The following is a 13,587-nucleotide window of genomic DNA, read 5'->3' as shown; positions in this document are numbered from 1 at the left end:
TCAATCTGAGCCAGGATCAAACTCTTCAGTTTAATCTCTGTTTATTTGGCATTTCTGCCACCGTCATTGCTGACGGGTCGCTCACTCAAAATACTGACAGGCCACTACTTTCGTAGCGCCTATTTCAATTACTTCTTGTGAACATTTGATATTTTAAGTATCAGCAGGACTAGCCTGCTGTGCACTTTCATCAAACGCCCACACTTATCGACTGTTAATTTTTAAAGAACTTATTCGGTACTGCTTGCTGAAGAAGCGTTGTGTTCATCAGCGAAGAGGCAAGATTATGAACTGTTTCTTTTATCTCGTCAAGCTCTTCTTTTTCTCACCTAACTCAGCATTTACATGCGTCGTTTTGCGGGAGGCGAACTATAGCAAAGCCAAGGTGAAACTGCCAAGGTTTATTTTCCGCTCGCGCTCCGTTTGCGCTACATTAGCTGACAGAGCCGGACACGGCCACCCGGAGACGAGACAACATGGAACGCCAGACCGCGCCACATCGCAACACGGCATGGGAAGACAGCATGCCGCTGATTATCGAGACCTCGCACCAACGATCGCAGAAGTACGGCTTGCGCCCTGACTCTTGCGTAGACTTCGGCCCAGCACCGAAGACCGAGCTGTCGCTGCTGTTCGAGAAGAACCGTCTGCTGCATACACATGCGGTGCCGGCGATGGAGACGCTGTACCAGCAAATCGTCAACACCCACAACATGGTGATCCTCACCGATGCGAACGGCGTCATCGTTCACTCGCTCGGCGATGATGACTTCCTTGAGAAAGCCAGCCGCGTCGCACTGCAACCCGGCGCCGCCTGGTCCGAGCAAAGCAAAGGCACCAACGCAATCGGCACAGCGATTGCAGAACAAGCCGCAGTGCTGGTCCACGCCGACCAGCACTACCTGACGGCCAACCACTTCCTCACCTGCTCCGCCGCGCCGATCACCGACCATCTCGGCAACGTCATCGGCGTACTGGATGTCTCGGGCGATCAGCGCAGCTTCCACAAGCACACCATGGCACTGGTGCGCATGTCGGCGCTGATGATAGAGAACCAGCTGTTCTCATCCACCTTTGAAGACGCGATCACTCTGCACTTCCACGCGCGCCCCGAGTTTATCGGCACGCTGATGGAAGGTATCGCCTCGTTCTCGCCGGGTGGCCGCTTCCTCGCCGCCAATCGCAATGGACTGTTCCAACTGGGCCTGTCGTTCAGGGAGCTGCAATCGCACACCTTCAGCTCCCTGTTTGGATTGCCCGTCTCGGCGCTGTACGAACACTATCGCACGGCCTCACCCGGCCTGCTGAACCTCTGCATGCACAGCGGCGTACGCGTGGCCGGCCGCGCGCAACTGCGGCTCTCCAACACCGTGTTCCAACAATCGCTGACGCCCGAGCCTCCCAGCGCCGTCGCCGCCAACCAGGCGGCTGCGGCCAAGCGGCGCCTGTCCGGCCTGCGCTACCTGCGCACCGGCGATCCGCAACTGGAACTGGTGATCGACAAAGTCACGCGTGTGCTGGGCCACGACATCCCGATCATGATTATGGGCGAAACCGGCACCGGCAAGGAGCTGCTGGCGCAAGCGATCCACAACGATTCGCCGCGCGCCATGAGTCCCTTCGTCGCGGTCAACTGCGCCTCGATTCCGGAGACGCTGATCGAGTCCGAACTATTCGGCTATGAAGACGGTGCGTTCACCGGCGCCCGCAAGAAAGGCGCGGTCGGCAAGATCCTGCAGGCGAACGGCGGCACGCTGTTCCTCGACGAGATCGGCGACATGCCATTCAGCCTGCAAGCGCGCCTGCTGCGCGTGCTGCAGGAACGCACGGTAACGCCACTGGGCAGCGACAAATCCATCCCGGTGAACGTGGAGCTGATCTGCGCGACCAATCACAATCTGCGCAACCGCATCGCGCAGGGGCTGTTCCGCGAGGACTTGTACTATCGCCTGAATGGCTTGGTGGTGAAGCTGCCGCCGCTGCGCGAGCGTACCGACCTGGAGACCGTCGTCAAGAAGATCCTGGCGACCGAATCGAACAACGGCCGCTATCGCGTCTCGGACGAGCTGCTGGAGCTGTTCCGGCGCCACCGCTGGCCCGGCAATTTCCGCCAGCTGACCAACCTGCTGCGCACGGCCACCGTGATGGCGGGCGACGAACACGAAATCTGCCTGCGCCACATGCCGGACGACTTCCTCGACGATATGGAACAAGCGCCAGCAAAAGAAGAACCAGTCGCCAGCGGCGCCAATCTGGAGGAGATGGAGCAGTCGGCGATATTGAAAGCGCTGGCGGCGCACGGTGGCAATGTCTCCGCCACCGCACGCGCCCTCGGGGTATCGCGCAATACCATCTACCGCAAAGTACCCAACCTGAAATAGTCAGGCCGATTGCTTCAACACGGCCAGCTCTTCGTCGGTGAACAGGCGCGAGCGGGTCAGGAAGCGCCTGCCCGTGCCGTTATCGAGCGAGAACATGCCGCCGTTGCCGTCGACGACATCGATGATCAACTGCGTATGCTCCCAGTACTCGAACTGTTCGCAGCCCATGTAGAACGGCGTCCCGTCCAGATTACCGAGATAGACATCGGTATCGCTGATGTTGAACTCTCCCGCCGGATAACACATCGGCGCACTGCCGTCGCAGCAGCCGCCGGACTGGAAGAACATCAACGGCCCGTGACGGCCACGCAGGATGGCGATCAGTTCAAGCGTCGCCGGCGTGGCCGTGACACGGGCGATGACGTGGCCCATGGCTAGAAGAAGCCCAGGGCGTTGGGGCTATAGCTGACCAACAGGTTCTTGGTCTGCTGATAGTGGTCCAACATCATCTTGTGGTTCTCGCGGCCGATGCCGGACTGCTTGTAGCCGCCGAACGCCGCATGCGCTGGATACAGGTGGTAGCAATTGGTCCAAACGCGGCCAGCCTGGATCGCGCGGCCGACACGGAAGGCGCGCGAACCGTCACGCGTCCAGAGACCTGCGCCCAGGCCATACAGCGTATCGTTGGCGATGCGCAGCGCATCCGCTTCGTCCTTGAAAGTCGTGACCGACACCACCGGCCCGAAGATCTCTTCCTGGAAGATGCGCATCTTGTTATCGCCCTTGAACACGGTCGGACGCACGTAGTAGCCGTCCTTCATGTCGCCCGCCTGCACATTGCGTCCGCCGCCGGCCAGCAGCTCCGCGCCCTCCTGTTTGCCGATGTCGATATACGACAGGATTTTTTCCAGCTGCTCCTGCGAAGCCTGCGCGCCCAGCATGGTGCTGGAGTCCAGTGGATTGCCCTGCTTGATCGCGGCCACGCGGGCCAGCGCGCGCTCGATGAATTTTTCGTAGATCGATTCCTGGATCAGCACACGCGATGGGCAGGTACACACCTCGCCCTGGTTCAACGCGAACATCGCAAAGCCTTCCAGGCACTTGTCGAAGAAGGCATCGTCCGCATCCATCACGTCGGCGAAGAAGATGTTCGGCGATTTGCCGCCCAGTTCCAGCGTGACCGGAATCAGGTTCTGCGCCGCGTACTGCATAATAAGGCGGCCGGTACCCGTCTCGCCGGTGAAGGCAATCTTCGCGATACGCTTGCTGGAGGCTAGCGGCTTGCCTGCTTCCAGGCCAAAGCCGTTCACCACGTTCAGTACACCGGCAGGCAGCAGGTCGGCGATCAGCTCCAGCAGCACCATGATCGACGCCGGCGTTTGCTCGGCAGGTTTCAGCACCACGCAGTTACCGGCGGCCAGCGCCGGCGCCAGCTTCCACACCGCCATCAGGATAGGGAAGTTCCAAGGGATGATCTGGCCGACCACGCCCAGCGGCTCATGGAAGTGGTAGGCATAGGTTTCGGAATCGATCTGCGCGACCGAACCTTCCTGCGCGCGGATGCAGCCGGCGAAATAGCGGAAGTGATCGATCGCCAGCGGGATGTCGGCGGCGGTGGTTTCGCGGATAGGCTTGCCGTTGTCGATGGTCTCGGCCGTGGCGATCAGCGCCAGGTTGGCCTCCATGCGGTCGGCGATCTTGTTCAGGATGGTGGCGCGTTCGGCCGGCGAGGTCTTGCCCCATGCGTCCTTGGCGGCGTGGGCGGCGTCCAGCGCCAGCTCGATGTCCTCCGCAGTGGAGCGCGCCACTTCGCAAAATACCTGGCCGGTGATCGGCGTGACGTTGCCGAAGTACTCACCCTTCACCGGCGCGACGAATTTGCCACCGATGTAATTGTCGTAGCGTTGTTTGAAGGGATTGGCGACGCCCAGTTTGCTGATGTCTGCAAGATTCATGTCATCCTCTTTCTGCTGTGGTTATGAGCCGCGATGCGGCGGAGTAGTACGCCATGCTCTTTTCGCAAACATCGTGCCAGCGGAAATGCCGGGCAAACCCGGGTTTTGTGGGCTACCAGACTGTGACAACTGTTCACTTTTGACACAGTTGTCCATTCCTGATATTGGTGTCTGCTCAACCGGAGATCACATGAAGCTTCACCCTTCTCATTTGCATGCCGCCGCTGTGCTGTGCGTGACCGGCTTCGCCGCCGCTGCAGGGGAGCCGGCCGAAGTCGTGGTGGTCAGCGCCACCCGCGTCGGCCACACGGTATTCGACATGCCCGCCGCAATCGATATCGTCGATGCCGACCGCATTCATGCAAGCCAGGCCCGCGTCAACGCATCCGAAGCGCTGGCGGCGGTGCCAGGGTTGGTGGCGCAGAACCGCCAGAACTATGCGCAAGACTTGCAGATTTCATCGCGAGGATTCGGCGCCCGTTCCACGTTCGGCGTACGCGGTGTGCGGCTGATCGCCGACGGCATCCCCGCCAGCATGCCGGACGGCCAGGGGCAGGCCGCCACTTTCAATCTCGATATCGCCGAGCGCATCGAAGTACTGCGCGGGCCGTTCTCCGCCATCTATGGCAACCACTCCGGTGGCGTCATCCAACTGTTCACGCGCGATGGCGACGGAACCCCTGCGCTGGAAACCACGCTGACCGCCGGAAGCTACGGCAGCCGCAAGGCCGACGTCAACGCGCAGGGCAAGCAGGCTGGCATCGGCTACGTGCTGGATGCGTCGCGCTTCGAAACCGACGGCTACCGCGCACACAGCGCAGCCACCCGCGACCAGGCATATGCCAAACTGACGCTGGCGCCAAGAGATGACGCGAAGCTCTCCATCGTCGCCAACGCGCTGCGCCAGGACGATACCCAGGATCCGCTGGGCGTGACCTGGTCCAGCTATCAGCGCGATCCGCGTGCGGGCGAGATCGACGCCACCGATACCCAGTCTCCGAAGCGCACGCTGGCCGACCGTTACAACACGCGCAAAAGCATAGACCACCAGCAGATTGGCGCAAGCTGGGAGCAGCGCCTGGGCGATGACCGCCTGCGCCTGACCGCTTACGGCGGCAATCGCCAGGTGGTTCAGTACCAAGCGTTTTCCAAGGCATTCCAGGCGCCCGCGACGCATTCCGGCGGCGTGGTCGACTTCGACCGCGACTTCTACGGTGCGGACGCGAACTGGCTGCGCGTCACTCAGCTTGCGGGCGGCAAGCTGAGTACCACCGTGGGTATCGAGTACGGCCACTCCACCGACGGCCGCAAGGGATACGAGAATTTCGTCGGCGCGCAGTTCGGCGTCAAAGGTGCGCTGCGGCGCGATGAGAGCGACAATGTGTCCAGCTTCGATCCCTACGTCCAGACCGAGTGGCAATCCGGCGCATGGATGCTGAGCGCAGGGCTGCGAAATAGCAGCGTCAGGATCTCGGTAGATGATCGCTTCCTCGCCAACGGCAACGACAGTGGCGGCCTGGATTACAGCCACACCACACCGGCACTGGGACTGCTATACCGCTGGTCGCCGGAACTCAATCTGTATGCCAGCGCAGCGCGCGGCTTCGAAACGCCGACGCTGAATGAACTGTTTTACTCGGGCGTGGGCGGCGGTTTCAATTTCGGCCTGCAAGCTGCGCGCAGCACGCATCTGGAAGCAGGTGTGAAGACTCGCCTGAACGAACGCACGCGCGTCAACGCCGCCATTTTTCAGGTTCGCACCAGCGACGAACTGGTTGTCGACAGCAGCAGCGGCGGGCGCACCAGCTATCGCAATGCCGGTAGCACGCTGCGCCAGGGTCTGGAGTTGTCACTCGATTCATCGTGGAGCACAGGCTTGAGCACCCGCGTGGCGCTGACCACCTTGCGGGCGGTATACGACAAGGGCTTTGGCCTGGTACAGGAAGGCAGTCGGCTGCCCGGCGTCCCCAACGCCTATGCCTACGGCGAGCTGGCATGGCAGGACCGGGACGGCCGCTATGGCGCCGCGCTCGAAGCAATCGCCAGCAGCAGGATCTATGCGGAAGACGCCAATGCCGACCAGCCGGCGCCCGGCTACAGCGTGCTCAATGCACGCGTCAACGCCAGCCAGCAGTGGCGTGGCTGGCGCTTCAAGCAGTTCGCTCGGCTGAACAACCTGCTGGACAAACAGTACGTCGGCTCGCTAATCGTCGGCGACACCAACAAGCGTTACTACGAAGCCGCGCCGGGGCGCAACTGGCTGCTGGGCGCCAGCGCGCAGTACCGGTTTTAACGCAGGCTGACGGTCTGGCGTTTCCAAGCCGGGTCTTGCCAGCGGTAGAACATGCTGAGCGATGAAGGCTTGTCGGCGGTCTTGAGCGTCGCCAGCGTATTGATCTCCACCAGCTCGAAGCTGCGTTTGAATTTTCCGTCAACGCGCGCTTCACGGGCTACCAGCATATTCAGCGATCCCGGCACCCAGCCGGCGAATTCGGCATAGCCGATATCGGGATCGGCGGCGGCCGGCGGTAGCACATCGACCAGCCATCCCGCGCTGGTCTGATGGAACAGCCACATCTCGCGCCAGCCATCCATCGGCTGCACCGCCAGCGACAGCGCCGTGCCCTGCGTGTTCGCGCGCGCCGATGCGGACCACACCACGCCGTAGCTGCAACGACGGGCCAGCGCATGCTGCTGGTCGTGTTTGGCGTCAACCAGCAGCACGCAGGTTTCTCCCGGCTGTCCGGCGATGGCCAGCACGCGCAGGCCTGCGCCTGGGAGCGCCGGCGTCTCAGCCGCCCAGCGCACACTGCCCACGCGTACGCCCGCCTCGGCGAAGGCACTCGCGTCATCGTCGGTCAGTTCCGCCGGTTCAACCATGCCCAATTCATCCAGCGCGCGCTGGGCAGGCTGCGTGGCCGGCTCGCCCTTGCGCGCCCGCGCGAACGCCACCGACGACCACACCGCCGCGCGCCGCATGTGGATGCGATTGCGCAGATGCGGCGCCAGCTCTTTCAAATCCACACGCTCCAGCACTTCCGCACGCCACTCGTCCAGTGCCACGCGCGCGCCGGGTCGCAGCGCTGGATCCACGCACTCCTGCCGCGTCAGCCCCAGCACGGCGGCCGCGCGCTGCTGCGGCGCGGACAGCATCGCCAGCACGCGGCGGAAGGCTTCGCCGTCGTAGCACAGCTGCATGCGGCCTTCGCGCTCGAAGCTGCGGATGCCGACGCCATAGTTAGCCGCCGCCTCCAGATGCGCGGCGATGACGACATCGCCCTGCTTGCTCTGCTTGGAGGATGCGCGACGCGCCAGCCGGTCGGCCATCGTGCCCAGCGCATCGAACGGTTCCGCCGTGATCGCCGCCGCAGGCGCCGCCTTCAGATAGGCGGCCGCATAGCTGATGCCCAGCGACTCCGCTCCCGGCGTATCGCGCAGGAAGCGCACCACCGACAGCAGTTCCGGCGCATCGGCCGGCGCCAGCGACACCTTGCGCACCTGCGAGGCGCGGATGTAGCCGGCGCGCTCGCGACGGTAGTCGTAGACCTGCAGGAAGTCCTGCTTCTCGCCGCGTATCTCCAGGCTGTTGCCCTGCCACAGGACGGCCTGCTGTTGAGCCGAATCCTTGGGCGCCGCCCGCAGCGCGGCCTGGTCCTGCGTAACGATCGCCAGTACGACGGCGGCTGCAATCATCGCCATGATTATTGTCCTTCCTTTACGCTGTCCGCAGCTTCGCCACTGACCGTCGCCATGCGCGGCTGCTTGCCATGCTGGCTGCCCAACAGCGCCGAACCGATGAAGCCTCCGTCAGTCGGCGACGGCGCTATGATAACCGACACCTTGTCCGACAATTTATCCGCCATGGTCTTCTGGATCAGCAGCGGATTACGGGTAATCAGATCGCCCTCGCGCTCCATCTGCGCCGCAGCCACCTTGCCGACCAACTCCTGGCGATAGGCCTCCGCATCCGCCAGCTTGCGGCGCGAATCGGCTTCGCCGGCGGCCTCGATAACGCGTGCCTGCGCATTGCCCTCGGAGGTTTTGATACGCGCCATTTTCTCCGCCTCCGCTTCCAACTTGCGTTGCTCGATCTGCTTCTGCTTAAACGGCAGCACATGCGCCATCGCCTGCTCCTGCGCCCTGGCCGCGATGATCTGCTCATTGCCGGCCGCTTCGGCGGCCTTCTCGCGGCGGATCTTTTCCGCATCGGCTTCCAGCGAGGTCTGTTTGACCTGCTTCTCCTTCAGCTCCAGCGTGTAGCGCATCTTCTCCGTTTCCAACTCCTCGGCCAGCAGCTTCTCCATGCCCGCCTGGTACTCCTCCGGCAGCGTGATCTTGCCGATGGTGATGCCGCGCAGCGTGATGCCGTCTGCCGCGAGCTTGGGCTTGAGCTCAGCTTCGATCGCCTGCTGGATCTCGCTCCGCTTGGTCGAGAAGATCTCGCGCACCGTATAGCGGGTGAACACCTTGTAGATCACGCCCTGCACCGCCGGTTCGACGATGGAGCCGTTGATATCTGGCGGCAGCGACTGCGCCATGGCTGCGACACGGTTCACATCCAGCGCATAGCGCACCGACATGTCCACACCCAGCGCCAGGCCTTCGACCGACTGGAATGGAGCCTTGTCCTCGCCGCTCGGGCGGTACACCTGGTCGCGCAGCGACACCTGGCGCAGCACGTGCACGCCGGGCACCATGAACACGGCGCCATCGCGCACCGTGACGGCGGAACCGGTCAACTGGTTGGTGCGGATCCCCAGGCTGCCGGGCGACAGCTTGGCCATCGGTGGATGCGTGGCCAGACCGTAGGCGGCGGCGCCGGCCAGACCCAGCGCCACCAGCATCGCGCCGTTGCGGCGCATGCCGTTCACCGCAGCACCTGCGCCGCCGCTCAACGTCGCGCGCACCGCCTGCACCATCCGCTTGATCCGTTCTGCCATGATATTCACCTTCTCCTGGTTGTTTGATTTCAGGGCCTATCCCTGAGACGCATGGTGCGCCGGATGCTGCGGAAGTATCAACGCTGCCGCCGTCCAGCTATGCTCCGTCTGCGTGAAGAAATCCTCACAGCGGGTTTATGACTTTTTCCATAAAAGCGTGGATACTCTTGGCATTGACAGTCAGTGGAGTACAGCATGGCCAGAGTCGCCGTCATCGAGGATGATCTGCCGACCAGTAATCAGCTGCGGGCGTGGATAGAGTCGGCGCGGCCCGGCATCGTCGTCGATCAATGGTTCAGCCGCGACGACGCCGAGGCGGCCATCGCGCGCGAGCGCTACGACCTGGTGGTGCTCGATATCGAGCTTGGTCGTGAGCGCCATGCGGGCGTCGCCATCATCAACGCCATCAACAAGCGCCATGCCACGCCGGTGCTGGTGGTGTCGGCCATGCCGGCCACCATCTACCGCAGCATCATGAAGGCGCTCGACGCCTGGGACTATCTGCAGAAAGCCACTTTCGAAGAAGCCGACTTTATCGAAACCTTCCTGGAAATCCTACGCTCGGTGAAAGAGAAGCAGGAGCCGGCCCCCACCGCCGCCAACGACGAATTGAGCATGGACCCGCTGCGCCAGCGCACGCCGACCTGGCGAGGCCACCGCATCAATCTGCCGCTGACGGCGCAGCGCATCCTGGCGGCGCTGTTTGCGCGACGCGGTCAAGTGGTGTCATACGATGAACTGTTCGAAGTCGTGAAGAGCGGCCGTAATCGCGACAACATCCGCAAACACGTCAGCACTATCCGCGACGCTTTCCGCGAAATCGATCCGGACTTCGCCAGCATAGAGAACATCCCGATGCGCGGCTTCCGCTGGGCCGACACAGAAAGCCGACGACCGTGAACTGGCGCCGGCTCAGTCTCGTTCCCTACCGCCTGCGGCTGCTGCTGCGGGCGGCCTTCGTCTTCCTGATGGCGGCCACGGTGGGCCTGGCGCTGTCCGTGGTGCAGCAGGAAAAACAGCTCAGCTACAAGAACTATCAAGGCAGTTTTCAGAAGACCCGCGTGCAGGTGGCGGCGACGCTGCGCCATCCGACCGGACAACTGGCTTTGCTGAATCCCCAGCCGGGGGCCGCGCGCGCAGCGCTGCACCCGCTGCTGTTGCCTTTCGCCGCGCTAGATTTCGACGATCTGCAAAAAGTACAGCAGGCGGTGGCGATGTCCGGTTGCCTGGCGCAGTACAGCAATAACGGCTCGCTATGCGTCGGCATCGGTAACAATCCGTGGGCGGGAGGATTCATCTACGTCGCCGGGACTTTCGACGGCGCGCAGCTGGTCCCGCACACACGCGGCGACCAAGTGGTGGATCAGGCGCACCGCGTCCGGGTCAAAGTCAGTCTGCGCGGCCAGAGCTATGAATGGATTGCGCCGTTCGAGGAAAGCACCGAACCGCAAACACCCGGCCACCGTGTCGGCGGCATGCGCGGACGCCTGACCGGCTTCGCGGCGGCCGACGTGGAGCGCGCGAAGGCGCCGGCGGTCAGGGATTTTCGCGGCTGGATCTGGCAGAACCCGAGCTGCACCGACCGCACCGTCGCCGACGACGACGACAGCAGCTGCACGCGCAGCGCATTCTTCTCGCTGCGTTTGCCGGTCGGCGTGCTGCAGGATGCATTGTTCGAAAAGCGTCGCCCCGTCTGGCCGCCCGCAGACCTGGACCGCATCGACGTCAGCATCGCGGTGCTGCCGCCGGGCGATGGCGCTCCGCTGCTCGACAGCGGCACCGGCCCGATCGCACCGGCGTTTTCGCTGGCGGACCTGAAGCCCATGCTGCTGCCTGGCGAGAGCCTGCAGATCCGCCGCCTGGCCGATGGCGTCGCGCTGCCGTTGTTGGTCGGGCCGGTCGATCCTGAGGATCAGTCCTGGCATTTCGTGACGACGCTGATCCGTCATCTTCCGGTGGATGCCTACGATGTGCCGCTGGAAGCGAAAGAAGTCATCGCCACGCCTGCTGGTAGTTATGAGGTGCTGCTCAAGGGGGATGTCCGCAGCGTCAGCAAAAGCCTGAGCGTGGTGGCCAGCCGGCTGGTGTGGTTTGTCGGCGCGATGCTGGCGGCCTTGATGCTGGCCTGGCTGGTGATCGAGATCGGCATCATCCGGCGCATCAAGGTGCTGATCAAACGCGCGGACGATGTGGGCGAGCGAGTGAAGGCCGCGCGCGGTTTTTCGGAAACCGATCTGGCCGATCTGCGCGGAGCGGATGAACTAGGCGTGCTGGCCACCGGCCTGCACGATCTGCTGCGCCGCGTGCGGGAAGACGTCGAACGCGAAAATATCCGCGCCGCGCAGGAGCGCGACATGTGGCATGCGGTAGGCCACGAGATCATGTCGCCGCTGCAGTCGCTGATGGTTTTGCACGGCAGCCCGAAGGACGACAGCCACCGCTACATCAACCGCATGCAGCAGGCGATCCGCGTGCTATATGGCCGCGCGTCGCCAAGCGAGGCGTTTCAATCTTCCGAGCTTCAGGTCACGGAGGTTGATTTGACGGCCTTCCTGCAAAACGTCGCAGAGAATGCATCGTGTGTCGGCATCGAAGGTGTGGTCTTCCTCGGGCCGGCCTCGCCATTGGCCGCGCGCGCCGATGAGTATTCACTGGAAGATGTCGTCACCCATGTGCTGCGCAACGCAGAACGTTATCGCCAACCTGGCAGTCCGATCACCATTACGCTGGAAGGTAGCGATACGGGAGCGACTATCGCTATCCACAATCAAGGGCCGCAGATCACTGCCGATATGATCGGCAAAATTTTTGAATACGGGGTTTCAGACCAGCCGGAATCCGGCGCGGAGGGCAATCGCGGCCAAGGCTTGTTTGTCGCCAGGACTTATATGGCCAAAATGGGCGGCACGATCATCGCGCAGAATCAGCCGAACGGCGTATGCTTCATACTCAATCTACAGCGCAGTGGCTGACATGCATCCTTCACCAACATATGACGTCATCGTCGTCGGCAGTGGGCCGGGCGGTGCCAGCGTGGCGCGCGAACTGGCGCGGCGGCAGTTGCGTGTGCTGGTACTGGAGCAAGGCAGCGCTGCTCCGCTGGAAGGAACGCTGACGCAGATGGCCGGTATCGCAGCCGTGCCGGGCAAGAGCGCGTTCCTGCATCGCGATGCTTCGCTGCTGGTGAGTGGAATCGCGGCCGGCGGCACATCGACGATCAATTTTGCTACTGCCGCACCGCCTCCGTTGGCGATGTTCGCGGCGCACGGCATTGACCTCGGGCCGGCGCTGGAATCGCTGCGCGCTGAGCTGCCAATGGGGCCGCTGCCCGATACGCTGATCGGCCCGATGGCGCAACGCATCCGGCAAGGCGCCGAAGCACAGCAGCTGGGCTGGCAAAAACTCGACAAGATGATACGCCCGCAAATCTGCCGCACCGGGTGCTGGCGCTGCGTCTACGGCTGCCCCTTCGGCGCAAAATGGACGGCGCGCGATTTCCTCGACGAGGCGGTGCAACTTGGTGTGACACTGACCGCGCAAGCCAAGGTAGAGCAGGTGATTGTGGAAAACGGCCGCGCCACCGGAGTGCGTTACCGTCATGAGGGCGCGATGTGGCAGGCATTCGCAGCAAAGGTGGTGCTGGCCGGCGGCGGTATCGGTACGCCGCGCTTGCTGCATCGTTCAGGTTTGCATACGGCCCGCAGTACCTTTTTCAGCGATCCCGTGGTGGCCGTGATAGGGCAGGTGGACGATATCGATGGCGGCGCCGAAGTACCGATGGCGTGCGGCCTCTATCTGCCACAGGAAGGTATCGCATTGGCGGACATGACGCTGCCGAAGCCGATGTACCAGGCCTTCGCCGCGCAAGTGGGACGCGTGGACCGGTTGATGGCGCATGCACAAACGCTGACTTTGATGGTCAAGATACGCGACGATATCGGCGGCAGCATCGGGCCGCGCTGGGTCGACAAGACACTGACCGCAGCCGATCGGCGCAAGCTGGCAACCGGCATTGATATGGCGCGAGGCATTTTGCGCGCCGCCGGCGCAAGGAGGATATTCAAGAGCTGGCACTTTGCCGCGCATCCCGGCGGCAGCGTACGTCTCGGCGAAGGAGTGGACAGCACGCTGCAAACCGGCACTGCAAACCTGTATGTCTGCGATGCATCAGTCATTCCACAGCCATGGGGTCTGCCACCTACGCTGACCTTGCTGTGCCTGGGCAAGCGTTTGGGGCAATTTCTATAGACGAAAAAAAGCCCACCAGGATCACCTGGTGGGCTTTTTAGTATAACTAGCCTGACGATAACCTACTTTCACACTGGTTGCAGCACTATCATCGGCGCAGAGTTGTTTCACGGTCCTGTTCGG

At 62.8% G+C, this 13,587-nt stretch carries 9 protein-coding genes; 5 read left to right on the top strand and 4 right to left on the bottom strand.

Annotation, left to right across the window (positions count from 1 at the left end; translation table 11 throughout):
• Positions 1-476: 476 nt before the first annotated feature.
• Positions 477-2,381, top strand: a complete 1,905-nt coding sequence (locus GEV02_RS32340; RefSeq protein WP_152841889.1) for a sigma-54-dependent Fis family transcriptional regulator — start codon at positions 477-479, stop codon at positions 2,379-2,381.
• Here the strand turns inward: GEV02_RS32340 and GEV02_RS32335 are convergent, their stop codons facing one another.
• Both GEV02_RS32335 and adh read right to left on the bottom strand, forming a co-directional pair.
• Positions 2,382-2,753 carry a DUF779 domain-containing protein gene (locus GEV02_RS32335; protein ID WP_152841888.1) on the bottom strand — a complete coding sequence of 124 codons (372 nt, stop codon included), beginning with the start codon at positions 2,751-2,753 and terminating at the stop codon, positions 2,382-2,384. It abuts the gene before it with no gap.
• A 2-nt stretch (positions 2,754-2,755) separates the two neighbouring features.
• Positions 2,756-4,276 carry an aldehyde dehydrogenase gene (adh, locus tag GEV02_RS32330; RefSeq protein WP_152841887.1) on the bottom strand — a complete coding sequence of 507 codons (1,521 nt, stop codon included), beginning with the start codon at positions 4,274-4,276 and terminating at the stop codon, positions 2,756-2,758.
• A gap of 190 nt (positions 4,277-4,466) precedes the next feature.
• Here adh and GEV02_RS32325 point away from each other — a divergent pair, with 190 nt between their 5' ends.
• Positions 4,467-6,569, top strand: coding sequence for a TonB-dependent receptor family protein (locus GEV02_RS32325; RefSeq protein ID WP_152841886.1), 2,103 nt, complete (start codon positions 4,467-4,469; stop codon positions 6,567-6,569).
• Here the strand turns inward: GEV02_RS32325 and GEV02_RS32320 are convergent.
• Both GEV02_RS32320 and GEV02_RS32315 read right to left on the bottom strand, forming a co-directional pair.
• Positions 6,566-7,975, bottom strand: coding sequence for an SH3 domain-containing protein (locus GEV02_RS32320; RefSeq protein ID WP_152841885.1), 1,410 nt, complete (start codon positions 7,973-7,975; stop codon positions 6,566-6,568). The two genes, GEV02_RS32325 and GEV02_RS32320, sit on opposite strands and share 4 nt — an antisense overlap.
• A 2-nt stretch (positions 7,976-7,977) precedes the next feature.
• A complete protein-coding gene (locus GEV02_RS32315; RefSeq protein WP_152841884.1) occupies positions 7,978-9,216 on the bottom strand; it encodes an SPFH domain-containing protein in 1,239 nt (412 codons plus the stop codon).
• A 195-nt stretch (positions 9,217-9,411) separates the two neighbouring features.
• Here GEV02_RS32315 and GEV02_RS32310 point away from each other — a divergent pair, with 195 nt between their 5' ends.
• From GEV02_RS32310 to GEV02_RS32300, 3 genes are read left to right on the top strand one after another with little or no spacing between them, the layout of a single operon-like run.
• A complete protein-coding gene (locus tag GEV02_RS32310) occupies positions 9,412-10,116 on the top strand; it encodes a response regulator transcription factor (RefSeq protein WP_152841883.1) in 705 nt (234 codons plus the stop codon).
• Positions 10,113-12,188, top strand: a complete 2,076-nt coding sequence (locus tag GEV02_RS32305) for a sensor histidine kinase (protein WP_328595971.1) — start codon at positions 10,113-10,115, stop codon at positions 12,186-12,188. The genes GEV02_RS32310 and GEV02_RS32305 overlap by 4 nt, the downstream gene beginning before the upstream one ends.
• A 1-nt stretch (position 12,189) precedes the next feature.
• On the top strand, positions 12,190-13,464 hold the full coding sequence (locus GEV02_RS32300) for a GMC family oxidoreductase N-terminal domain-containing protein (RefSeq protein WP_152841882.1): 1,275 nt from the start codon (positions 12,190-12,192) through the stop codon (positions 13,462-13,464).
• The last annotated feature ends 123 nt before the right edge of the window (positions 13,465-13,587 follow it).

The organism is Rugamonas aquatica, assembly GCF_009380215.1.
Classification (GTDB): domain Bacteria; phylum Pseudomonadota; class Gammaproteobacteria; order Burkholderiales; family Burkholderiaceae_D; genus Rugamonas; species Rugamonas aquatica_B.
This window is presented reverse-complemented; position numbering and strand designations above follow the sequence as displayed.

What these genes read in the sequence shown, in the direction of transcription:
- GEV02_RS32340 (WP_152841889.1), top strand. Translation starts at nt 477, where the DNA reads ATGGAACGCCAGACCGCGCCACATCGCAACACGGCATGGGAAGACAGC.
- GEV02_RS32335 (WP_152841888.1), bottom strand. Translation starts at nt 2,753, where the DNA reads ATGGGCCACGTCATCGCCCGTGTCACGGCCACGCCGGCGACGCTTGAA.
- adh (WP_152841887.1), bottom strand. Translation starts at nt 4,276, where the DNA reads ATGAATCTTGCAGACATCAGCAAACTGGGCGTCGCCAATCCCTTCAAA.
- GEV02_RS32325 (WP_152841886.1), top strand. Translation starts at nt 4,467, where the DNA reads ATGAAGCTTCACCCTTCTCATTTGCATGCCGCCGCTGTGCTGTGCGTG.
- GEV02_RS32320 (WP_152841885.1), bottom strand. Translation starts at nt 7,975, where the DNA reads ATGGCGATGATTGCAGCCGCCGTCGTACTGGCGATCGTTACGCAGGAC.
- GEV02_RS32315 (WP_152841884.1), bottom strand. Translation starts at nt 9,216, where the DNA reads ATGGCAGAACGGATCAAGCGGATGGTGCAGGCGGTGCGCGCGACGTTG.
- GEV02_RS32310 (WP_152841883.1), top strand. Translation starts at nt 9,412, where the DNA reads ATGGCCAGAGTCGCCGTCATCGAGGATGATCTGCCGACCAGTAATCAG.
- GEV02_RS32300 (WP_152841882.1), top strand. Translation starts at nt 12,190, where the DNA reads ATGCATCCTTCACCAACATATGACGTCATCGTCGTCGGCAGTGGGCCG.